The sequence below is a fragment of the Paenibacillus dendrobii genome (assembly GCF_009807035.1).
Lineage (GTDB): Bacteria > Bacillota > Bacilli > Paenibacillales > Paenibacillaceae > Paenibacillus_AQ > Paenibacillus_AQ dendrobii.
The window spans coordinates 2654703-2675966 of sequence record NZ_WUBI01000001.1; the positions used below are offsets into that span (position 1 = coordinate 2654703).

At 49.4% G+C, this 21264-nt stretch carries 22 protein-coding genes and 3 pseudogenes; 5 read left to right on the top strand and 20 right to left on the bottom strand.

Annotated features, from left to right (window positions below):
* Positions 1 to 43: 43 nt before the first annotated feature.
* The 4 genes from GRF59_RS11595 to GRF59_RS11610 form a co-directional block, all read right to left on the bottom strand.
* Entirely contained in the window at positions 44 to 1363 is a 1320-nt protein-coding gene (locus GRF59_RS11595) for an extracellular solute-binding protein (protein WP_237391719.1), read from the bottom strand.
* A 142-nt stretch (positions 1364 to 1505) separates the two neighbouring features.
* Complete coding sequence (locus tag GRF59_RS11600; protein WP_160497703.1) at positions 1506 to 3110, bottom strand: response regulator transcription factor; 1605 nt, start codon at positions 3108 to 3110, stop codon at positions 1506 to 1508.
* Positions 3085 to 4878 (bottom strand): sensor histidine kinase, encoded by a 1794-nt coding sequence (locus tag GRF59_RS11605; protein WP_160497704.1) that lies wholly within the window; start codon positions 4876 to 4878, stop codon positions 3085 to 3087. The genes GRF59_RS11600 and GRF59_RS11605 overlap by 26 nt, the downstream gene beginning before the upstream one ends.
* A gap of 279 nt (positions 4879 to 5157) precedes the next feature.
* Positions 5158 to 7140, bottom strand: coding sequence for an alpha-amylase family protein (locus tag GRF59_RS11610; RefSeq protein WP_160497705.1), 1983 nt, complete (start codon positions 7138 to 7140; stop codon positions 5158 to 5160).
* Between the two features lie 130 nt (positions 7141 to 7270).
* On the opposite strand from GRF59_RS11610, the gene GRF59_RS11615 reads away from it, so the two are divergent.
* Positions 7271 to 8182 carry a helix-turn-helix domain-containing protein gene (locus tag GRF59_RS11615; RefSeq protein WP_160497706.1) on the top strand — a complete coding sequence of 304 codons (912 nt, stop codon included), beginning with the start codon at positions 7271 to 7273 and terminating at the stop codon, positions 8180 to 8182.
* Positions 8183 to 8300: 118 nt separating this feature from the next.
* Here the strand turns inward: GRF59_RS11615 and GRF59_RS11620 are convergent, their stop codons facing one another.
* The 6 genes from GRF59_RS11620 to GRF59_RS11645 form a co-directional block, all read right to left on the bottom strand.
* Positions 8301 to 8771 (bottom strand): GNAT family N-acetyltransferase, encoded by a 471-nt coding sequence (locus GRF59_RS11620; RefSeq protein ID WP_160497707.1) that lies wholly within the window; start codon positions 8769 to 8771, stop codon positions 8301 to 8303.
* Between the two features lie 79 nt (positions 8772 to 8850).
* On the bottom strand, positions 8851 to 9435 hold the full coding sequence (locus GRF59_RS11625) for a GNAT family N-acetyltransferase (RefSeq protein WP_160497708.1): 585 nt from the start codon (positions 9433 to 9435) through the stop codon (positions 8851 to 8853).
* Positions 9436 to 9673: 238 nt separating this feature from the next.
* Positions 9674 to 10405: an SDR family NAD(P)-dependent oxidoreductase gene (locus GRF59_RS11630; RefSeq protein ID WP_160497709.1), complete on the bottom strand. Its 732-nt coding sequence runs from the start codon at positions 10403 to 10405 to the stop codon at positions 9674 to 9676.
* Positions 10406 to 10470: 65 nt separating this feature from the next.
* Positions 10471 to 10827: a VOC family protein gene (locus GRF59_RS11635; RefSeq protein WP_160497710.1), complete on the bottom strand. Its 357-nt coding sequence runs from the start codon at positions 10825 to 10827 to the stop codon at positions 10471 to 10473.
* A 56-nt stretch (positions 10828 to 10883) separates the two neighbouring features.
* Entirely contained in the window at positions 10884 to 11231 is a 348-nt protein-coding gene (locus GRF59_RS11640) for a hypothetical protein (RefSeq protein WP_160497711.1), read from the bottom strand.
* Positions 11228 to 11674 carry a P-loop NTPase family protein gene (locus tag GRF59_RS11645; protein WP_202128545.1) on the bottom strand — a complete coding sequence of 149 codons (447 nt, stop codon included), beginning with the start codon at positions 11672 to 11674 and terminating at the stop codon, positions 11228 to 11230. The genes GRF59_RS11640 and GRF59_RS11645 overlap by 4 nt, the downstream gene beginning before the upstream one ends.
* Before the next feature lie 299 nt (positions 11675 to 11973).
* Between GRF59_RS11645 and GRF59_RS30275 the strand changes: the two are divergent.
* The 4 genes and pseudogenes from GRF59_RS30275 to GRF59_RS11665 all read left to right on the top strand — a co-directional run.
* Positions 11974 to 12186 (top strand): annotated as a pseudogene (locus tag GRF59_RS30275) (IS110 family transposase); the annotation flags it as partial.
* A 610-nt stretch (positions 12187 to 12796) separates the two neighbouring features.
* A pseudogene (locus GRF59_RS30280) lies at positions 12797 to 13006 on the top strand (IS110 family transposase); the annotation flags it as partial.
* Between the two features lie 174 nt (positions 13007 to 13180).
* Positions 13181 to 13483: a putative quinol monooxygenase gene (locus GRF59_RS11660; RefSeq protein WP_160497712.1), complete on the top strand. Its 303-nt coding sequence runs from the start codon at positions 13181 to 13183 to the stop codon at positions 13481 to 13483.
* Between the two features lie 142 nt (positions 13484 to 13625).
* Positions 13626 to 15233 carry an AMP-binding protein gene (locus GRF59_RS11665; RefSeq protein WP_160498245.1) on the top strand — a complete coding sequence of 536 codons (1608 nt, stop codon included), beginning with the start codon at positions 13626 to 13628 and terminating at the stop codon, positions 15231 to 15233.
* Positions 15234 to 15317: 84 nt separating this feature from the next.
* Here the strand turns inward: GRF59_RS11665 and GRF59_RS11670 are convergent, their stop codons facing one another.
* The 10 genes and pseudogenes from GRF59_RS11670 to GRF59_RS11710 form a co-directional block, all read right to left on the bottom strand.
* Entirely contained in the window at positions 15318 to 16136 is an 819-nt protein-coding gene (locus GRF59_RS11670; protein WP_160497713.1) for a class I SAM-dependent methyltransferase, read from the bottom strand.
* A gap of 27 nt (positions 16137 to 16163) precedes the next feature.
* Positions 16164 to 16778, bottom strand: coding sequence for a cyclase family protein (locus tag GRF59_RS11675; RefSeq protein WP_160497714.1), 615 nt, complete (start codon positions 16776 to 16778; stop codon positions 16164 to 16166).
* Positions 16779 to 16811: 33 nt separating this feature from the next.
* A pseudogene (locus tag GRF59_RS11680) lies at positions 16812 to 17179 on the bottom strand (hypothetical protein).
* Entirely contained in the window at positions 17110 to 17829 is a 720-nt protein-coding gene (locus tag GRF59_RS11685; RefSeq protein ID WP_237391720.1) for a sulfite exporter TauE/SafE family protein, read from the bottom strand. The pseudogene GRF59_RS11680 and the gene GRF59_RS11685 overlap by 70 nt, the downstream one beginning before the upstream one ends.
* A gap of 50 nt (positions 17830 to 17879) precedes the next feature.
* Positions 17880 to 18626 (bottom strand): GNAT family N-acetyltransferase, encoded by a 747-nt coding sequence (locus GRF59_RS11690; protein ID WP_160497716.1) that lies wholly within the window; start codon positions 18624 to 18626, stop codon positions 17880 to 17882.
* Between the two features lie 111 nt (positions 18627 to 18737).
* Positions 18738 to 19334: an AAA family ATPase gene (locus GRF59_RS11695; RefSeq protein ID WP_160497717.1), complete on the bottom strand. Its 597-nt coding sequence runs from the start codon at positions 19332 to 19334 to the stop codon at positions 18738 to 18740.
* A 40-nt stretch (positions 19335 to 19374) separates the two neighbouring features.
* Positions 19375 to 19743 (bottom strand): NUDIX domain-containing protein, encoded by a 369-nt coding sequence (locus tag GRF59_RS11700; RefSeq protein ID WP_237391721.1) that lies wholly within the window; start codon positions 19741 to 19743, stop codon positions 19375 to 19377.
* A gap of 18 nt (positions 19744 to 19761) precedes the next feature.
* A complete protein-coding gene (locus tag GRF59_RS29980) occupies positions 19762 to 19884 on the bottom strand; it encodes a hypothetical protein (protein ID WP_272914973.1) in 123 nt (40 codons plus the stop codon).
* Positions 19885 to 19906: 22 nt separating this feature from the next.
* Positions 19907 to 20419 carry a GNAT family N-acetyltransferase gene (locus GRF59_RS11705; protein ID WP_160497718.1) on the bottom strand — a complete coding sequence of 171 codons (513 nt, stop codon included), beginning with the start codon at positions 20417 to 20419 and terminating at the stop codon, positions 19907 to 19909.
* A gap of 20 nt (positions 20420 to 20439) precedes the next feature.
* Positions 20440 to 21255 (bottom strand): MBL fold metallo-hydrolase, encoded by an 816-nt coding sequence (locus GRF59_RS11710; RefSeq protein WP_160497719.1) that lies wholly within the window; start codon positions 21253 to 21255, stop codon positions 20440 to 20442.
* Between the last annotated feature and the right edge of the window lie 9 nt (positions 21256 to 21264).

Below are 21264 nucleotides of genomic sequence, written 5' to 3' on the forward strand. Positions count from 1 at the left end.
GTGAGCATCCGGCGGCTTTGTTCATCATTATCGTAAGTTACGATCAGTGATTCGAGTCAACGACCTTCTGTACGTTGTCGGCAGTCTGCTGCGGACTTGCGCCTGCAAACATCCCTTGAATCTCACTGCGCAGCTTGTCCTGAAGGGAAGGAATATTATCATAGGTTTCGATTTCGGCCAAGAAGCTTTTAGCTGTCTTTTGCGCTTCCATATATTCCTTCGTCACCGGATCGATCTGGGAAGGATCCAGCTCCACGTTCACCGGATAAGTGCCGCCTTTCGTCGCTTGTGCAAAATATTTAAATGCATCTTCGTTCGTCAAATATTTCAGCAGTTTAATCGTGGCATCCTTTTCTGCCCCCGAAATGGACTTGGATACGGAGTATCCGCCCGCGGTTCCGAACCAGACATCCTTATTCTCCGGATGGTCTGCAAAATACGGGAATGGGATCACACCGATCTTGTCAGCCATGTCCGAGGAGGATAGCTGGGAGATTGCCCAGTTGCCTTCGAACAGCATGGCGCTTTTGCCTGCGAGGAACTGCGCCGTTGTGCCATTCGAATCCAGCGTGACGATGTTGTCCCCAAGCACGCCTGCCGATTGCCAGTCCTTCATGAGCTGGAACAGCTGAACCATATCGGGATCATTCCACTTGGCCTTGCGGCTGACCAAATCTTCGGTCTTCTGTATGCCAAAGCGCTTGAAGGACAGATTGTTGATCAAATGTCCGCCGCGGAAGTTTTCCTTATCGCCCATCAACATCGGTACGACGCCTATATTTTTGAAAGGCTCCACGAGCGCCATCATCTCTTCAATCGTTTTTGGCGGCTCTACGCCTGCCTTCTGGAATAGCTCTTTGTTGTAATAGATCGCCACGCTGCTGTCTTCCATAGGAATCGCAAAGGTTCCCTTAATATCGCTATACTGCCATCCGCTGAACAGAGGTTTGAATGCACCGCTCCATGCCTTGTCCTCCTCGAGGATCGGCTGAAGGTCCATCGCGATGTTTTCGGCATATACCTTAAAGGATTGTCCGCCGTAATTCATCCAGATGTTCGGAACGTTCCCCGTCGCAACGGCCGTTTTAAATTTGTTGTTGTACGAGGTTTCGTCGTTAACCGATTCATTGATGACGTCAATGTCCGGGTTCTCCGTTTTGAATTTATCCAACAGCTCATTAAACGCTTTGGATTTCAGATCCGAGCCGGAGAGGCGGGTCATGATCCGTACCTGCGTCTCTTTGCCTCCTTTGCCGCCAGTCGAGCTGCCGTCCGATCCGTCCGAGCTTCCGCAGGCGGAAAGTACCAAGGAGCATATAAGCAATAACGTGAGTGTCCAGTGGGCTTTATTCATTACCTTCATAAGATCACCGCTGCCTCCTTTGATGTATTCTGGGTTAACTTTCTATTAGGAATTATAGTTGGCAGCGGTTTCAAAACGAATGTAATATCCCCACCTGACCGGGAATATTATGACTTTTCATCATAAAAGCAATCCATACCGCCTACACGGAAAATTTAGAAGGAGGAACACTGTAAAACTTTTTAAAGCATTTGCTGAAGTAGTGAGGGTCAGAATATCCGGTGTGTTCTGCAATGTATTCCACATTTCTGTACCCCGCCATCAGCAGCTCCTTGGCTTTGTTCATCCGGCGCAGGGTCACATATTCGGTAATGGAAAGGCCGCACTCGGTTTTGAAAATACGGCTCAAATAGTTCGCGTTGATATGAAGGCTCTGCGAAATAGCCGTTAGATCCAGCTCAGCATCGGTATAGTTGGCATCGATATATGCTTTCGCCGTCTCGACAAGCCTGGCCGAAGCAGACCTCTTCTGCGATTCCGAACGGGCATAAAGGCTTTGCATCCTGCCGTTGATCCAGGCTTCGATGCGTTCGGGCATCTCCAGACGATCTACGGCCGACGCCGCATTCAGGGCCGCTGCCTCATCCTCCGTCATTTCGATCTGCTGCTCTTCCGCGTACACGTTAAGCACAGCGATAAGCTCATACACGATATAATACAACTGATCGATATGCGTAGGGTTGGCCTTGAATCGGTTGAACAATTCCCGGATACGAACTTCGGCATCTTCCGGGTTCCCAAGCCGCAGATCGATCAGCAGCTGCTCACGGAGTCCTCCGAGCTGAAATGGCTTCCATCCGGTTGGCAGCTCATCATACCTTATGATCTTTCCAATGCCGTACACCGCCTTGTGGCGCATCGCCAGCACGGCCTCCTGATAGCCTCTTCCCGCCTCAGCAAAATTGCAATAGCCGCTGACGCCTAACGTCATCAGCAAACCTGCGGTATCACGGATTCTCTCCACAGCTTTGCGGCAAGCTTGCTCCAATTGATGTTCATCTGCGGATAACATGACCAGACGTCCGCTCGTGTCATAGCAGATTTCCGTACCTTCGAGCGGCTGCATTGCCTCTGCCAGCAGGCTGAGTCCGAGCTCAGCTTGTTCATGACGTCGTTCCGCATGCCTTCCGGCAAAGAGATCGGCAGCCACGCTCTCTTCATCCAGCGGGTCGGCACCCGCTACAGCAAGTACCAGCGTCCCTTCCGCAAGCTTCGGACAATACCGCTTCAGCCCTGCCTTTCGCTCCTGCTCCTCCATTGAAGCGGAAGCATCCAACAGACGCATCATAAAGCGGGCTCGCGTGCTTTCATAGGCATCGTTCACCTCTACTGCGACCGCAGCGGAATGGGCACGGCTGACTTCTTCTTCCAGAATTGCCGTCCTTACCTTCACAAGCGTCTCTGCCAGCTCATCCCGATCAATCGGCTTGAGGATATAGTTGGCTGCCCCCAGCCGCAGTGCCATTTTCACATAATCGAAATCGCTGTATCCCGTTAGGAAAATAATATGCAGGCCTGGTTGGCTCTCTTTTGCTCTTCTCGCAAACTCAAGTCCGTCTATCATCGGCATATTGATATCCACCAGCGCCAGCTGTACCGGAACTTCTGCCCCTTCCAACAGTTCGAGTGCCTCTTCGCCGTCTTCGGCCTCTGCCGCAAGCTCAAACCCAAGTTGCTCCCATTCGACTAATCGCTTCAGCCTCTCCCGGATCAGGTATTCGTCATCTATGATCATCGTCTGTATCATCGTGTTCCCCCTCCATTCTTAGCAGCGGTAAAATCGCCGTTATGGTCGTTCCTTCCCCGTATACACTGCTGATCCGCAGGCCGTAAGAAGCTCCGAAATGCAGTTTGATCCGTTCATCCGTGCTCTTCACGCCAAAGCCGCTTCCATGAGCGGAATGTTCCCGCATGATGGCGTTCAGCTTCTCCGGCTGCATGCCCACTCCATTATCCGTAACCACCAACATAAGCTGATGATTTTCGCTGTAAACCCGTACTCCGATGATTCCCTTCCCGCGCTTAAAGCGCAGGCCATGATATACCGCATTCTCCACCAGCGGCTGCAGCAGCAGCTTAATCGACCTGTAACGGAGTACAGCGGGATCCACATCGAAATGGCTGCTGATCCGGTCCCCATAACGCACCTTCAGAATATCCAGATAATTGCGGGTAATATTGAGCTCGTCCTCCACCCGTATAATGGGGCTTCCCTTACTGAGTACACCACGATAAAATGCCGCCAGCTGCTTGACGAGGCTTACGATATCTTCCCCGCGTCCAAGATCGGCCAGTGCGCTGATGCTCTCGAGCGTGTTATATAAAAAATGGGGATTGATCTGCGACTGGAGCGCCGCGAGCTCGATTTCCTTGCGTTTTTTCTCATCCTCCACAATTTTCTCCATCAGCTGCCTTGTCCGGTTCACCATTTTATTGAATTCAGCCCCAAGCGCACCAATCTCATCCCTGGATTGGATATCGAAAACGACGTCCATGTTGCCTTCCTTCATTTTCTTTACCGTTTTCTTCATCGCAAGCAAAGGTCGTGTGATCGATTTCGCGGTCACATGGGTCAATACTGCCGCGATCACAATGAACACCAGGGAAAGCACCGTGAATTGGCGAATCAGCACCTGATTGTCCTTGGTCACCTCGCCGACCGGAACGACTCCGAGAATAATCCAGTCCAGCTTGGGGAAATAGCGGGATACGACAATTTGCTTTTTACCGTTGATCTTGAAGATATCCCCATCTTGATGTTTCAGAGCCCAGTTAAAATAAGGCTCCGTCTCTACCGAAGTGTATAACCGGTTCTTGTTGTCGTCCGAGACGATTCTGCCTTTTCGATTAATGATGAAAATACTTCCGCCCTTACCGATGGAAATGTTCCCGTATTGCTGGCTGATGCTCTTCTCGTTAATGGAGAGCTGAATCAACCCGATCGGCAGGCCTGTCCTGGCAGAATAGAATTTCTGGTAGAGAGAGATCACGTTCCTTGGGCCGTCCTCTCGCTGATAGTTGGCCAGAGTAGTGTCCACCCACTGCGAGGATGCCGTGGATGAAGAGAACTTCTTCATATATGTCCCGCTCGTATCCGTAATGTCCTTCTCCACGCCAGATCCATAGATCCCTCCGATCTGGTCGTAGATGATCACAGAATCGATCATCGTCTTCTCCGTCATTCCGAAGAGGGCATTCTGTATGGCAATCTGATCATTATAGTGGGCCAGATATTCTGACCTGGGGCTGCTGATAATATCCTGCACATATTCATCTGTAATGGCCATCTGCGCGAAGGTCTCCGCTTGACTGAGCACCATGTCCAGCTTCTCGGAAGCCAGACGCAGATTCTGCTGCATGTTCACGATCGATTTGTTAATGAGGATGTTGGATGAAATAAAATACGTGGTGAGCGCGAGCAGAACTATCAGCAAGGCAAACAGCCAAATGTAAGCGAAGGTAATTTTGGTGCTGATGGAACCGGGCAGCAGCTTGTTCGAAAGTTTGCGCAGCATGGCAACCCCCTTTCCCATGGTTGGCTTTTTGGCATGGAGTTTTGCGATTCGGTTAAACCCATGGTTTATGAATTCACTTCAATCCCCGTTTGTAATCGGTTACAAATTTAGTTTACATGTATCACGGGTATTTTTCGACATTCTTCTACAATGTCCTAAGTTTACCATTCGTCTCCCAGCTCCTTTGATATAAAACAGACTGCTTTCGCGCGGACGGGTTCATCCGATCAAAAACAGCCTGTTTTAGGATGTAGCAGCTTTAACGGCAATGCTTTATTTTTACTTCAGATCAAGTACGACCATTTGATGGCTTTCCAGTACAGGAACGGTATATTTCACATGACTGCCGCTTTGTTCAAAGGCCAAAGGCGTTTTCTGCGGAGCCAGATACACCCCTTGAATCTCCTTGCCCGGCAGATGCAGATCAACCTTCACATCATGTACCGGAATGATATCTTCGATAATCTCCACATTTGTGCCGCGCTTCACCGGGGAAGCATACAGCAAGTGATTCACAAGGCGGCTTTCGCCTGTCTGATGCTGAAGGGTCACGACGCCTTGAGCCGGCAGGTTGGTTGAGAGCGTCGGTTCAGTCAGCAGTCTGCGAAGCGACTGATGAATCAGCTCCTTCACCGGAAGACTGCCGTTAATCGCGTAATCCTCGCACATGTTCCAGGCAATATAAATACCTGAATCACTCTCTACGACGCCCGGACTTTCATCCTTGGCCTCAAAAGTAAACGGTGTATGCTGATGTCCGCTGAATTTGAACGCGTCCCGGTTGAAATAAGGATCCACCCGTTTCGCGATCACTTTGCCTCCTTCAGCTAGCTCAATACGCTGACCGCTGGCTTGAATCAGGAAGTTGGCTTGACCTAAGTTCGGCATGTCGAAATCCGGACGGAAATAATCCGGCTTGTAAGGATTATCCCCTGTACGGCGCACGCCAAGATCAATCACAAATTGTTCCCCGGCCGGGTCCATACCGGACTTGCCGGTAGCCAGGATTTTGCCTCCTTGGGCTATAAATGCTTCGAGTTTAGCCTTCAGCTTGTCATTCACAAGCACATGGTCCGGCATCAAAATCACTTTATAAGCACTAAAGTCAGAATCCATATCGATCACGTTAAACAAGAATTTGCCTTCCAGCAGCAGCCGGACCGCACCAGCGTCAAACTGGTTGGTGAACATCGCGGAAGCATGGTCTTCATATCCCGTGCTCTCGACCGACAGCAGCGCGATATCCGCGATATTCGTCGTCCCCTCACACCAAGGCTCTTTCGCTTCAACCTCGCTGTAAGCCTTTCCGATCAGATCATAGGTTGCAGGATCCATAAGTCCTTCCGGATGGAGATGATCGCCGATGGAGCAATGCGCCCCGTGAGCCAGACTGAGCGCGGTTTCGTAGCGCAGGGCATTCGGATGCTTGTATCCGCCGAACTCTCCCCAGAACTTATGGAATTTCCCTGTCATCCCGAGGAAGTCCACGCCCAGCGGCTGCACATAACGGGCAGACAGCGGGAAGTGGTCATATCCCCAGCCTGCCGTCGGAAGCGATTCCAGTTCCAGATGCGTATTCACGTCAATCAGATCGCGGCGTCCATGAGGGAAATGCCCCGAGTTCTGAGTAACAGGAAGGCCTGGCTTAATCGCATGGATCGCCTCACGGATGCGGTTGGCATAGTTCGCATAGACTCTTTCACCCAGCTCGACCACGTTTTTCGTATCGCGGGGGTCTTTTCCTTCAGCCAGAAGTTGATTGAGGCATGTCGGACAGTAGCATTTGCGTACGCCGACGATATCCAGGAAGATCCCGTCCGCATCATATTTGCGCACGACTTCTTCCGTCTGGCGAATGATATGATCCAGATATGGCGTGTTGAGGCAGAATTGATGCCAGCCCGGCACCATGAACCCGTCCACCCAATTGGTGCGGTCCTTCTCATCGCGCATCAGCCATTCCGGATGAATGCGGGCGATCTTTTCTTCGAAACCGACGGACAAATATACCGGAGTCTTGACTCCGATCTCATGCGCCGCCTCGATCTGGGCTCCAAGAAGGTCAAAATCCAAGTTCGGGTGCTGCTCATTCACTTCCGATGGAAAGTACGCCCAGCCATGATGGCATTTCGCAAAAATAGTAATGGAATCGACATGTCCACGCTTCAGCATTTCCTGGAACTGTTCCTTGGAGAACTGCTTGCCGATGCCCGGTATATGTTCGGATGTATGGAAATCAAGATGAATCTGTCTGAATCTCATTCGGTTCACTCCTTGTGTCACTATGTCTGAATTTGTCCTTTAGTGTATCATGGAACTATCCAAGTGTATTTGAACGGCATTCCGCTGTTTATACGCCATTCCACCAACATGCTAAAAGGATGATCGATTGATGAGCAGCTTACTTGAGCTTACGCCGCACGTGCGCTCGGCCCACCGCTGGGTTTACGACGGAGGCATACATGAACATACAAGAACCGGCTACGCTTTTGCCATCCATTACTTCACTGCCGGAATGGGCAGCGTTCATATTGAAGGAACCGAACATAAAGCGGAAAAAGGATCGATGATATTCGTCCGGCCCGGGCAGGTGCATTCCTTCCATCCCTTGCCCAAACAACCGCTTGAAGCCTACAATGTCTACTTCGATCTGTGGTCCGTCCCCCGCCCCCATCAGCCGCGGTTTGCTTTTGCTCCGGACGAGTCGGATCCAAAGTACATGACGCCTGTGGAGGAATGCCCGGAACTTGACCATATTCCTGCCTGCACCGTCATGGGGGCTTCATCTTTGCCTGCAGACTGTCTGCATCAACTGTGCCAGATGGAATATATCGTCTACGGCGAAGAAATTGCTTCGAGCCTGCTGCGGGCCGTCCTGCTTCACGCTGCGGGCAGCCCCTTCAATCGCAAGGTACGCGATTACCGGATTACCCGGCTTATGCAGCAGATCGAGCTGTATCCAGATGCCGAATTTCAGGTGGAGCTTTGGTGCAAGCAAACCGGACTTCAGAAATCGCAGCTGTACAAGCTGTTCCGGGAAGAAGCAGGCATGTCGCCGATGGCTTATCAGTCCAAAATGAGACTTAAAAAAGCAGCGCTGCTGCTGCTTGAGTCGACCCAAACGGTCACCGCAATCGCCGAGCTGCTCGGGTACAGCTCCATTCATCATTTCTCCAAGCAGTTTTCCTTCGAATACGGGAAAAGTCCCACCGAATACCGGCAAATGAATCGGATGGATACGGGGCAAGGGGAATCGAAGTTTACGTCCAAATCGGAGCAGGATACTGTACCTCGCCTAGAGTAGGCAGCCATTGACTGTAATAACTTACTTTCCGCCAAAAAAAGAGGCCTCCACTATGGAGTGCCTCTTTATATATACTGTGTGCTTGCTTCACATGTCCTGACTCTTAACGTCCATCCTTTCAGGACAATTCCTTTTCATATACGATAATGGTCTTGTTGTCTTGATTGACAACAGATTTGATCGGCAGCAGCCCTTGTCTCTTCCAAAACCGGTGTCCCGGCTCGTTCTCGGCGATGACGCCCAAACGGAAGCGTCCCACTTCACGCTGCTGCATGATGTCATAAAATAACTCCAAGACCTTGCGTCCGTACCCGCTTGACTGAGCATCTTTACGAATCTGCAGCAGCCCGAGCCATGTGTAGCCGTCGTTTGGATTTTTCATCAAATACTCCAGTACGCCTACATATTCGCCATCATCCTGAATGAGAAAACGCTCGGCGCCCATGCTTTTGCCATCCTCAATCTCTGCGACGATCTCCTCTTGGGTAAAGTTGTCTTTGTCTTTGGATATCCGGTTAAAGAATGAATCCGAGTTCAAAATAGTCATTTCTTCATCCAGAAGATGCGGTGACGATTCGATCAGCTTCATCATGCTCCCTCCTTTTTTTGTTCATTGGGATTGACTTTTCCCGTTAATGAAAGCTATCGATGCGATCGATAGACTTCCATCATGCCTCTTTGCGTTTATACAGCTTGTAATGATTGTACTCCTCATCATCGATTCGAATCGTTCCCTCAGTTTCGAACCCGCATTTTTGAATGACCTTGTTGGAAGAGTGATTATGCGTCAGGGCTACCGCGTTAAGCACGGCAACATCCGTGTATGCGAACAAATACTGCGCCAGTGCCTGGACCGCCTGCGTCGTGTAGCCTTTATTGGTGTGCCGGTTAGACAGCGCGTACATAATTTCCCGGTTCGGTTCCGGGAGCTCATCCTTGATTCCGGTGTTGCACCAGCCAATGAACTCTCCCGTTGCTTTCTCGATGATTCCAAGCCGGAGAATCATGCCGCCAATGTGGCCATCCGCCGCGGCAGCTTGGAGAAATCGCCGGTTCTCTACTGTTTCGTAATTTTTGATCCAATCCACTCTCTGGGCAAGCGGCACATCCCAATCGGGAAGAAACTGTTTGATCTCAGGTTGCTGCGTTAATGCATATATCGCCTCGACGTCCGATGACAGATATTCACGCAGTATAATATCCCGGCATTCCATGGTAAACACTTGGTGCTCATTTCCTTGCTGTTCATTCATAACGTATCCTCTTTCATTGGTAAATTAAGGAGCTCTGCCTCTTATTTATATCATACAATTTTGCGCAACAACGATATACCGTCAATGCCGGCAGCTCTATTCTTGATTGTTGCTATATAAACAGTTGCAAAAGGTTCATTTGTATTGAAGGCCATCTTGTCGCGTGACTCGACCTTAACAAAAAAAGGCCAGCCAGATCGATCAATCGCCCCGGCTGGCTCACTTCATATTCAACAGATCAGGATTCCAAATAGGTAAGAACTCTGCCCGATTCTATTCGGGCATCGATGATTCTCATGATGTGCCGAGCGGTTTCATCCGGCGTTTGCAGCAGCCCGGCCTGATAGGCCTGTTTGAAATGAGCGGCCATGGCAAAATTCTCGATATCCTTGTTCCTGGCAATCGCCTGCATCGGCGTATCAATCATTCCGGGGTCTACTGCGATCACTTCGACTTCATCCATTAGCTCCGTCCCTGCGCACGCCGTGAACATGTTCAGGCCGGCTTTGGCCGTCGAGTAGACGCTCATGGCCGGATTGGCGGCAGTGCCCGAGCCCGAACTGATCTGGATCACTTTTCTACGAAGCTTCCAACCTCTCGTTTCCCGGATAAACACCGAGGTCAAAATCATTGGCGCCAGCAGGCTGATGTGAATATTCGCCGTCATTTCCTCCGTCCTCAGGTCCTCCACCCGCTTTAGCGGCTCCAGCATGGCGGCATTGTTAATCAGGCATACCATTTCGAACTCTTCCGGTTTGATCTGCTCCAGTATCGTCTGCAGCATCGACTCGATTTGGGACGTTTGCAAGAGATCAAAGTTGGTGTGGATGTATCCCATTCGTTCAGAGAGCGGTTCCGCTGCGCTTCGGGCAATCCCATACACGGCATCTCCGCGTTCGAGCAAACCTCGGGCGATCGCCTCTCCCATTCCCTTAGACGTCCCTGTGATGATAAAACAGCGTTTTGGCATAAATATTCCCCCTTGTATCCATCAAAATGCTAGCTCGCTTCTTTCGAATCAGCATTTACGATTCACTAGCATTTGCAAATCATCAGCATGTTGCCGTCAGGGTCCTTGAAATTAAACCACTGATCATATTCGATTCCGGACGCAAGCTCGACGTTTCTTGCTTTCAGATATGCATAAGAACCTTCAATATCATCGGTACGCAGCTGCACGGCCGGAAAGCGGAATACCTTCTCGGGCGCATAAATGCGGCTGTCCAGTACGATTCCCGCGGTGCCGCGCATCGGCAATATGTACAGATGACCGTGAAGAATCTCGCCATCCGCCGGTACACCCAAAATGCCGCAGTACCAACCCCGCGCCTTTTCGATATCGCTGACCGGAATGAATACGGTTTGAATGTGATTTTGAATCGGGGTGCTCATCTGGTTTATCGCTCCTTTACGAATCCTTTATTTAGACGATTAGGACATCGTTATGGTTATTTGATTCTCTTGGCGTATTGGGTATGCCCGGCCTTCCATTCGACCAGGATCTGATCCGGAATGACGTTGATGTCCCGCTCAAGTGCATACTCATATTCCGTATGGTTTACCGGTTCAAAAAATTCGGCGCGGTCACCTGTAATCATCAGGATCTGAACGCCGGTTTCCCGCTTCAGTCCGTCGATATCGAAATGAAATATGAATCGGTTCTGTGTTCCTCCGTAAGATTCCGTCATCTCATATCTTCCGAAATAGGATTGATGGGTTTCCACCAAGTACTGAACAAGCAAAGCCAGGCCTACAAATACCGCGAAAATAATGTAGTACAGTGTAGTCTTTTTCATCCCTCGCCACCAGCATTACGTATGTATTTTATAATCTCCTGATTGCTCTTCACGATGATTCTCTTGCGTTTATAAGGCTCCGTAAGCTGGGTAATCTCCTTCATGGCCACCCGGTCAAAGCCCCTATTCCATTCAAACGTCATGACGAACAAATTCTTGATGGACTGCTTGTAGTTGGCCCGCTCCATTCCAAGCCGTGTCCGCACGAATCTCCGAAGAATCCGGAAATCCCGGACAAGCCTATTCGGGGAAATGATGAAAATGATGTCGGCATGCTCAAAGCTTTCTTTTCCCCATTTGTGGTGAACGCCTTCAATAATCCAAGCTTCCGATTGGACTGCTTCCCGTAAAAGCCTGTCTCTTGTCTCGGGCGGAAACTTGCGCTGAACCTCCCCGCGTTCCCACACGAAATTATCCGTTTCGTAGTGAGGTATCCCGAGCATCCGCGAGCATTCCCGGGCGATAAAGGATTTGCCGCTGCCGCAAGAACCTATAATGCGAATTCTGATCGGTATCTCCCCTTCCGGTGAAACAAAGATTCGAGCAAATACGTAATTCCAAATTCAATCTGACTTGGTTGTAATTGTATACGATTTTGTGGAAAATGAAGATACAACTTAAGCCCTAAAAAGGAGCCATTCCTGTAATGAATTAATTTGAGCTTAGAAAGAAAAAAGTGCCAACTGTATACTGGGAAACGTTCCGACCAAAGAACAAATCTCAGCGCAGGAGGCACTCTACAATGAAGTATAAACATTCGAAAAAGCAGAATCAACGAATTCAGCAAATTACAGATCATACCCTCGTAATCGGTGCAGACATTGCCAAGTAGACACATGTCACCCGGGCCGTCGATTTCAGCGGAATCGAACTTGGCAAGGACTGCGTGTTTGACAATGATCTTCATGGACTAACGAAACTTGTAACGTGGATGAAGGATCTTCAGCGGCAGCACATCAATATATGAAAGTAGAGTTCATGTATTCGAACCATGTGGTAAGTAAGTTCTACTCTCTTATTTCTAAAACCAGTAGTGTTCCCAATCCATTCCCTGGAATCTGGGGCGATTGGAAAGATAATAAATTTGAATTTTTTAAATAATTTTTGATAGTTACTAGAGTTTTCGTTTATGGTTGTAAAACTTTTATACCCCTTTATTACATCAAGGTGGTGGAATATGGTAAAAAACATACGCAATCTTATTGGCATATTTTCAGTAATGATCATCGCTTTTTGTGGAACAGAGTATCTTACTTATATTTTCCTTAGCAAAAAAAGCAAATTGTTCATTCCTTGCTTTCTCTTATTTTTACTAATGGTATCAATGTCTATTGAAATAATGAAAAAATTTATCATTCTACCAAACAAAATAATAATTGTACCTATTATAGTGCTATTTGCCGTCTTTATCAGCCTAGTCATATTGAAAGTTATACTTCCTTACTTATAAAATTGTTACTTGGCAAGGACTGCGTGTTTGACAATGATCATCATGGACTAACGAAACTTGTAACGTGGATGAAGGATCTTCAGCGACAGCACCACAAGACGGACATCATCTTTGTTGGAAGGAATATGTACAGCGCGCTGTCGGTCCCAGACGAGCGACGCAGTTGCTGGAAGCAGCAAAAACCTCTATTGGGCTTACGCAAGGTTTAGCATCTGCGAGAATCGAGTTGAAGACGCTTCTGGAGCAGTACGAGATGTTCTCCAAGCAGCTTGAGGAGATCATGACGGAAGTGGAGCAAATAATGCTGGCTCAAATTCCAGGAACGATATTCGCCCATAGATTGGGAACTACAATCCGATCTCTATTCCCGCAACTGGCACATCCAGAAAATTATCCATGGTTACATGACTTTTCCATCTCTCGAGGTGGTCGAAGATTCAGAATCTAAGAATGAGTGAGAAAACGCGAGAAAACATTAAATTATAGTGGGAGTGTTACCATGAGCAAATATGGAGCCTATGTAAAGTTCACGGCCAAATCCGGAGAGCGTCAGGCGCTTGCTGACATCCTGCTGGAGGCCGCAGCCGCTGCACAGACGATAGCGGATTGCGAAATCTATATCATTAATGTTTCGGACGATGAACCTGATGCCATCTGGGTAACCGAAGTGTGGAGCAGCGCTGAAGCCCATCAAGCATCACTCAGCCAACCGGAGACTAAGGAGTCGATTAGCCGGGCCATGCCGCTGATTGCCGGAGTGGAATCGATACCTGTCATGCCGCTTGGAGGAAAAGGATTATAAAAACCGGGCATTCGAGTCGTTATCCGTTGTCATTACTCTGCCATATGACAAATTCTATTTTTGCAAATCGTGCATTTCATTTTATAAGATCATTTATAATAAGATGAAAGACTATACCATCAAAATGATGTAGGAGATGTTCATTTTGGAACAGCAGCAATGGATTGCACCCGAATACTATAATATGACTTCCGAAATGGAACAGCATCCTTCGGAGAAGGTTGCACTGAAATGGTTAAATGATCATGGGGATTGCAAGGAAATTACATATGGAGAGCTTCGCAAGCAGGCCAATAAACTGGCCGGAGGATTAGCAGGCTTGGGTCTTCGTCCAGGAGATCGTGTCCTGGTTATGGTTCCACGGAGCATCTTCGCATACGTGATCTACCTGGCTTGTCTAAAACAGGGGCTTGCCATTATTCCTTCTTCCGAAATGCTTCGGGCCAAGGATTTGTCTTACCGGCTTCGACATTCCGAAGCTAGGGCTGTTATCACCTGGTCTCAAGGAACCACTGAAGTCGACAAGATTACGGAAGAACTTCCCGAGCTGGATTATCGTCTGTTCGTTTCCGAAGACGCAGGGGAGACCCATCCGGACTGGATCGATCTTGAAAAATTAATGATGGACCAGCCTGATACCTTTACTACGGTAAACAGTCACAGAGATGATATTGCCATTCTGGCCTATACATCCGGAACCACAGGCAATCCAAAAGCTGTCGTGCATAGCCATGGCTGGGGTTATGCGCATTTGCGGATTGTTTCGTCCCTATGGTTCGATATTCGCGAATCGGATATTGTCTGGGCCACGGCGGCACCAGGCTGGCAAAAATGGATCTGGAGCCCGTTCTTGACTGTGCTTGGAACCGGAGCGACAGGATTCGTATACAATGGAACCTTCAAACCCGGACAGTACTTGCAGCTGCTGCAGGACCACGGAATTCAGGTCTTATGCTGTACGCCAACCGAATACCGGTTAATGGCCAAGACCGAAGGACTATCTCAATACGATTTGTCCAAGTTACGCTGTGCGGTGTCTGCCGGAGAACCCTTGAATCAGGAAGTCATCGAGATCTTCAAACGCCATTTCGATATTACGATCCGGGATGGCTACGGACAGACGGAAAGCACACTGATCATCGCCACGCTCAAGGACATGCCGGCACGGCCAGGCTCCATGGGTAAATCGATTGCTCCAGGCATCGTGGAAGTCATCGACGAGGATGGACAACCTCTCCCTGCGGGTGTTGTTGGAGATATCGCCGTGCATTTGAGCATGCCAGCGTTGTTCAAGACCTATTACAAGGACCCTGAGCGCAAAGAGAACTGCTCCCATGGTGAATACTTCGTAACGGGCGACCGGGCGCGCAAGGATGAAGACGGATACTTCTGGTTCGAGGGTCGGGGAGACGACATCATCATCAGCTCCGGCTATACGATCGGTCCTTTTGAAGTCGAAGATGCGCTCATGAAGCATGCCGCGGTCAAAGAATGTGCCGTCGTGGCAAGCCCCGATGAGGTTCGCGGTCATGTCGTTAAAGCGTTTATCGTACTTAAGGATGAAGCGGCGGGTTCACCCGAGCTTGTGAAAGAGCTGCAGGCGCATGTCAAAGAATGGACGGCCCCTTATAAGTACCCGCGCAAAATAGCATTTGTTCACGATTTGCCGAAGACATCCTCCGGTAAAATCAGAAGAATAGATCTGCGGGAACAGGAAAACGCAGCGGCGCAAGATTCATCGGATAAGTAAACATAAAGGTGGCTGTCCCCAGGGTAGAATATCTACCTAAGAGGCAGCCACTTTTTTTTTGAATTAGCGATTTTCTGGGGAATTTCAACTTTTCTTCCTGCCGATATAAAGCAAGTGTGACGCTGAACCTAGCATGTAAGGATTCTCGGATTCTTTTAAGATCATTTGCATGATTTCACGGTATGCTTCATCGCCCTGCTGCTGCCAGTAATCCCACTGTTCCGGTTTCATAGCCCCTGCAATGCTGCTCGATCCCACCAGTTTCACGGTTTCGAATCGTTGCGACTCCATGAACGGAATAATCTCAGCGATGTCAAAATAATATGCTCCCGTGAATCTCCCTTCATCGGCGTGATCAAACGTTCCCGTCTCCAGAAAATCCGCGATGCCATGAACCGTATGGTTGGGCTTCCACATCTCCGGGTACATGAGCGATGTCGTCAAAAACTTGGTTCTGGACATCATCGCCACAAACACGAGCCCTCCAGGCTTCGTCACCCTGTTCAGTTCCTGAACAGCCCGTACACGGCCCTCTTGCGTTTGCAGATGATACAGCGGCCCCAGCATTAGGGAGGCATCAAACTGGTGATCGGCGAACCGCCCCAAGTCTCTGGCATTCGCTGCGTAAAACCCGTCGAACCGATCCTCAACCTGATACTCTTCAGCCTTTTTCTTTGCTATCTCCACCAATTTCGGCGTTAAATCCGTCAGCGTCATCCGGTATCCGAGCTTGGCAAGCTCCATCGCATATTTTCCAGGACCGGCACCGTTATCCAGAATACGTCCCTCTGGCGGAAGCAGGCTTTGAATATGATGCATATTAATGATGAATTCTATCGGCTCCCGGTCGAGCCGTCCCCATTCGTCGAATGCATTGTAGTATGTAATGACTTTGTTGCTCATAGGTACGTCCCCCTCCAACCTAAACCATTATTTCACCCGTGCCACGACTCTCGTAATGGATGAATCAGCCCGAATGTAAAGCGGCAGCGCGATGATCTCGAAATTCTGTATGCCTTCCAGTGAAGACAGATTGGTCAGGTTCTCGATCAGCAATATATCATGCTCAAACAAATAGCGGTGCACTTCAAATGGAAAAGTATCCGGCGAAGGCGTGTCCATGCCTACCAGCTTCACTTTTTTTCGAACGAACAGCTCGGCAAGTTCCAAGCTCAGCACCGGATATTCAGTAAAATAGCCGCTTTGCCCGTACTTCTCACCGTGGCCCGTGTGGAGCAATACGATCTGGTTCTCTTGGACCCGTTCTTCATAAATTTCCTTGTAGCGGATGGTTTGTTCACCCTGCACCTGCAACAAGCAGCCGTCTCCTATAAATGTATCGATCGGATAATCGCTTATATGCCTTGGACTGTCGGTCAAATGCATCGGCCCATCCACATGCGTACCGGCATGCATATTAATGTGAAGCTCATGGTTGTTGTATTTGTGCTCTTTAAGGGTCTTATGCTGATCCAACCGCGTCAGCGAATCCCCCGGATAAGCCGGCAGTGAGTCCTGAATCAGATGGGAAAGTTCGATAAACATAACTTCTTGAATCTCCTTTTTACCCCTAAAGGTTTATAATCCGAATTTCTCCTTAATCATCTGCGCGACTTCCTCCGGACTTAGGCGGGAATTGTTCATTCGCAAATACTGCGGGTGCTTGATTTCCCCCTCCAGGGAATTCAGACGGTGATGCTTCATCGTCTCCCGCAGATTCTTTTCGGAAGACTCCAGATTTCGCTTGATCGGTTTGTGGCTGAGCCGGTTCGCAAGTCAAATGCCCACACATATGTAAAAATCAAACCAGCCAAATCGCTCTTGGCCACTTCTTCAAAAATCTCCTGCCGAAACAAACCGACAAGGCGTTGGCCTGCTAAAATATGCTGATCACCGTCCACGCGCCGGACAGAATGATCACCCACAACGCTAGTCTTCTGAACCATTGATCGTTCAGCTTTCGGATTGCTTTAATGCCGATCCATACGCCGATCAGCATGCTGGGAACGAGCCATAATGAATACGTAAACACTTGCCTCGTCAGCATACCGCTGTATGCATACGTACAAATCGTGATCACATTTAAAATAATGCCGTATGCCGTGATATTGGCCCGGAACGTTTCTTTGCCCGTCCGTTGATTGGATAGAAAAAGCGCTACCGGCGGGCCGCTCATGGAAATGCTTCCGTTCAACAACCCGCTGATGATGCCGACCGGCACAAAGGCGAGCTTTTCGTTCTTCACGGGAAACGACTTGCCGAGCAGAAGCAGAATGGCGATCAGGATGATGAATATTCCGGTAAAAGATTTCAGAAGCCGCTCATCCAGCAGCAGAAGCAGGTAGGTTCCGATTGGCGCCGCCACCAGACTGGACAGGATGAGAATCCATATTTTCTTCAAATCCACATGCCGCCTGGCATCGATAATAACGATCAGGTTCGTGCACAGACTCAGCATGACGACAATGGGAACCGCCTGCTGAAGCGGAATGAGCCTCGCCAGAAAGGGCATGGCGATCAGGGCAAATCCGAAGCTCGTCAACCCCTGGATAAACCCGGCCGCCACCACCACGATAATGCATATGACTAGAAACATTGACGATTCCATAAAGTCCTCTTTTCCTTTGTCTGAAAAAAACAGATGTGCTACAGCAGGTTTTTGCTGCGATACCAATAGGAATAGATATGTCGGTACCCCAGCTTGTCGTACAATCGGTTCGCAGGCTTGTTATCTTGAACAACCTGAAGATATCCCTGCTCTGCCCCGTTTTCTTTTGCCCATTTCAATATGTTCAGGATCAGCTGTTCGCCATATCCCCGATTGCGTTGCTCCACAGACGTGATGATATCAAACAAACCAACGAAATTATCTTCGATCACTCCAAGACCGCAGGCAACCGGAACGGATCCCTGGTAAAGCGTAAAGTATCCCGTTTTCAGCACCGTTTGCGACAGCATCTTCTGCATGGCCACTTGATGACGATCCGATAGTCCCCCGTTCAAGGCAGCGAAGATGTCCGTCCACTGAGGAGTTAATGATGCCGAGAATTCCACATTCGTCAGCTTCGGCTCTGCCGCAGCATTCAGATCCTCCAATATCATGACCGAAGATGGATCGCAAACCTTGTATCCTCTTGCCTCCAGCGTACGATCGAGCGAACCGGGAACGAAGGGCGTAATCTTGAACACGGCGTCCAGACCGGCCTTGTGGTACAAGGCCTCGCATTGGGATATTTTCTGCATCAGCTGGTCTTCTTCCATATTGTAGATGGCATTTACAGAATTAGAACGTTTGGTATACCCGTCCGCAAAACGCAGCAGCCATCCGTCATGAACAAGCGTCTGGAGCGCCGGCCAGGCATTTAAGGCATATTCCTCGATTTTCTTGTACAAAGCTACCAACCCCTTTTATGCAAAATGATTGGTATTAATATAAATTGTAATGAATATTTATGCAATTATTAATTTCATTCGATCCTCATGATTTCATCACTCGCAAGCCTTTTATTGAAAAAAACGGATATGCCTGATTTGCGTCACGACTTTATCGTATGTTTTGCGCAGTTTCCCTCGATGATCGGGCATAAGCGTGATACCAAGCGTCACCGCAATGGCCTCCACCACTTCGGAGATCGTCATCCCGTCCGTCTGCAGCTGCTGCCCAAACACGGGAAGCGAAAGCCCCTCCATACATCTGTCGATTTGCTGCGCGGCCCACGAACGGTCATTTTCGCCGCGGCTCCGCAGTCTTTTCAGAAGCGTCTCCCTTGTGGCGCACAGCGCGAAATGATGAATATCCACCCCGTCCCGTCTCAGCCTGCCGACAATATCGTCGAAATACCCCGGATCGACGATTGTCATCGGTATGATCAGCGTTCCGTCATATTCGTCATGAATGTACTTGATCATGCCGTAATTCGTTTCGCGCCACACCAGGTGATCCTGAAAATCGTTTTTGGCCATGCCAGCGGGAATGTTTTTGCGGATAAAATAACCGGCATTCTCCGGATCGTAAATATAGGAATTCGGAATCCGCCGCTGGAGCTCATGCGCCGTTTGCGTTTTCCCCGCTCCGAACGCGCCGTTCACCCAAATGATCAATAGGTTACACCTCTCCTTAACACCAGAAGATAAGCCGCCTTCAGGATCTTAAAATCCCTGTTTTCTCAGCCTTTAAATCCGCGAAGACAGGTCTTTGCACCGAACTGATGCGCAGGTCGTCCGTATCTTCCAACGCATGAAATGCAAGATCCACCGATTCTCCGCTGCGATCCCTGTATCGAAGATGCTTGCCGTCGTCCGCCATATGTCCGCGCAAATCCGCTTCCACATGAAAAATAAACATCACGAACACCACTTCATTTCCATCCGGATATGTATACTGCATCCTTGGCCCGCTGTAAACGCCATAAAGCTCGAAACCCGTGACTTCAAGTCCGGTCTCTTCAAAGACCTCCCGCATCATCGTGTCCTCGATCAGTTCCCCCGGCTCCATGCCGCCGCCAGGCAATCCCCAGTCTCCGTAGTCCTAACGGCGCTGCAGCAAAATACGTCCCTCTGCATCCTGAATAATGGCTCCGCCTGTAACGATAATCCGCATCGCAGTCTCCTTTGCCAAGCAAGCATGCTGTTCTTTTGATTCCATGTACATGTGCACCGAAATGCCTTCGTGATTATAACTCTGCTGTTCCCGTCTGGCACACATCGGCAACCATCGTAATGGACGTGCCGACCACGCCTACTTCTTCAAAACCAAAACGCTGGTACAGTTTAACTGCAGCCGCATTATTCGGATCAACGCTCAGCGACACCCGGGCATATCCGTTATGAGACAGCTCTTCGAACAAGGCCTTCATGAGAGACGTTCCAATCCCCTGCCCCCGATATGAACGTGATAGCGCCATGCACAGTTCGGGTACATCAACGCCGACAAATCCATAGCCTTGATTGTCTTCCTGAAAAATTCGTGCCGTAATGGTGCCAAGCGGCTCTCCCGCCTCCGTCACCGCAATCAGCCCGGTATCTCCCGCCCGGCCCCAATCCTCGGCATACTTGGCGATCGACGGGTCCCTCAGGATATCCCTGCTGAATGGCTGCTGCCCTTCGGGAACATACATGGATTCGTATAACATGTCCCACATAAAAGGCTCATCTTGTTCCAAAATCGGCCGAATCCTATAGTTCATTGTCATTCCTCCTTGGACGGTTACAGAAGCTCCTGCCGCATGATTCTCACATTATCCTGATGGCATTCCATCGTCGTTTCGGATAAGAAGCCATGCTCAAGCTTCAGCTGCTCCAGCGCCTGTTCGTCATCTGCAAGAATCGCTTGTTCCATCCGCTTCAGATGATCCAGCGCCATGTTCACTCTCCGGTCCATTTCGGCGCGGCTTTCGGTATGCTGTCCATGACCTGGAATGAGCAGGCGTACCGGGTGATTTTGCAATATCGAAGCGGCCTTGCGGATCGTTTCCTCATACGCCCGGGCACTATCGTAAATGAAGGGCAGCTCGAAGTCCGATAAATAATCGCCGGCGATCAACACCCCCTCCGCATCAACTACCGTGAACAAGCCGTCCTCCGTATGACCCGGAGCCAGGTAAAAGCTCAACATGGTTGAACCGACCATCACCTGCTGCCCGTCCCGGTCAATGACGATATCCAGTTCCGGAAATTCCACCGGATAGTCTCGCGTCACATAATAGGTGGCATCAAAATCCCGGATCAGCTTCAGCTTATGCTCTTTTTGCGGATGATTCGCCAGAGCAACGCTCCCAATGGTTATAGCACCCGGAAAAGCCTTGTATCCGATGATATGGTCATAGTCCGCATGCGTGAACAGCAAATAGCATGCTTTGTCCCCCTGGACCGCATCCACATGAGCCTTGATTTCCTGAACCTCGCCGGGGAGCCAGTTCGGGTCCACGATCAGGATGGCATCATCCAGCTCTATGACAGTTGAAGTGGTCTGAAACAAAACGCTCTGGAATACCGTAATCTTCTTATTTGAAAATTGAATCATGATGATGTC

Coding starts and splice junctions, on each gene's coding strand:
- GRF59_RS11595 (WP_237391719.1), bottom strand. CDS start 1,363: ATGAAGGTAATGAATAAAGCCCACTGGACACTCACGTTATTGCTTATA.
- GRF59_RS11600 (WP_160497703.1), bottom strand. CDS start 3,110: ATGATACAGACGATGATCATAGATGACGAATACCTGATCCGGGAGAGG.
- GRF59_RS11605 (WP_160497704.1), bottom strand. CDS start 4,878: ATGCTGCGCAAACTTTCGAACAAGCTGCTGCCCGGTTCCATCAGCACC.
- GRF59_RS11610 (WP_160497705.1), bottom strand. CDS start 7,140: ATGAGATTCAGACAGATTCATCTTGATTTCCATACATCCGAACATATA.
- GRF59_RS11615 (WP_160497706.1), top strand. CDS start 7,271: ATGAGCAGCTTACTTGAGCTTACGCCGCACGTGCGCTCGGCCCACCGC.
- GRF59_RS11620 (WP_160497707.1), bottom strand. CDS start 8,771: ATGAAGCTGATCGAATCGTCACCGCATCTTCTGGATGAAGAAATGACT.
- GRF59_RS11625 (WP_160497708.1), bottom strand. CDS start 9,435: ATGAATGAACAGCAAGGAAATGAGCACCAAGTGTTTACCATGGAATGC.
- GRF59_RS11630 (WP_160497709.1), bottom strand. CDS start 10,405: ATGCCAAAACGCTGTTTTATCATCACAGGGACGTCTAAGGGAATGGGA.
- GRF59_RS11635 (WP_160497710.1), bottom strand. CDS start 10,827: ATGAGCACCCCGATTCAAAATCACATTCAAACCGTATTCATTCCGGTC.
- GRF59_RS11640 (WP_160497711.1), bottom strand. CDS start 11,231: ATGAAAAAGACTACACTGTACTACATTATTTTCGCGGTATTTGTAGGC.
- GRF59_RS11645 (WP_202128545.1), bottom strand. CDS start 11,674: ATGCTCGGGATACCTCACTACGAAACGGATAATTTCGTGTGGGAACGC.
- GRF59_RS11660 (WP_160497712.1), top strand. CDS start 13,181: ATGAGCAAATATGGAGCCTATGTAAAGTTCACGGCCAAATCCGGAGAG.
- GRF59_RS11670 (WP_160497713.1), bottom strand. CDS start 16,136: ATGAGCAACAAAGTCATTACATACTACAATGCATTCGACGAATGGGGA.
- GRF59_RS11675 (WP_160497714.1), bottom strand. CDS start 16,778: ATGTTTATCGAACTTTCCCATCTGATTCAGGACTCACTGCCGGCTTAT.
- GRF59_RS11685 (WP_237391720.1), bottom strand. CDS start 17,829: ATGTTTCTAGTCATATGCATTATCGTGGTGGTGGCGGCCGGGTTTATC.
- GRF59_RS29980 (WP_272914973.1), bottom strand. CDS start 19,884: ATGTACATGGAATCAAAAGAACAGCATGCTTGCTTGGCAAAGGAGACT.
- GRF59_RS11705 (WP_160497718.1), bottom strand. CDS start 20,419: ATGAACTATAGGATTCGGCCGATTTTGGAACAAGATGAGCCTTTTATG.
- GRF59_RS11710 (WP_160497719.1), bottom strand. CDS start 21,255: ATGATTCAATTTTCAAATAAGAAGATTACGGTATTCCAGAGCGTTTTG.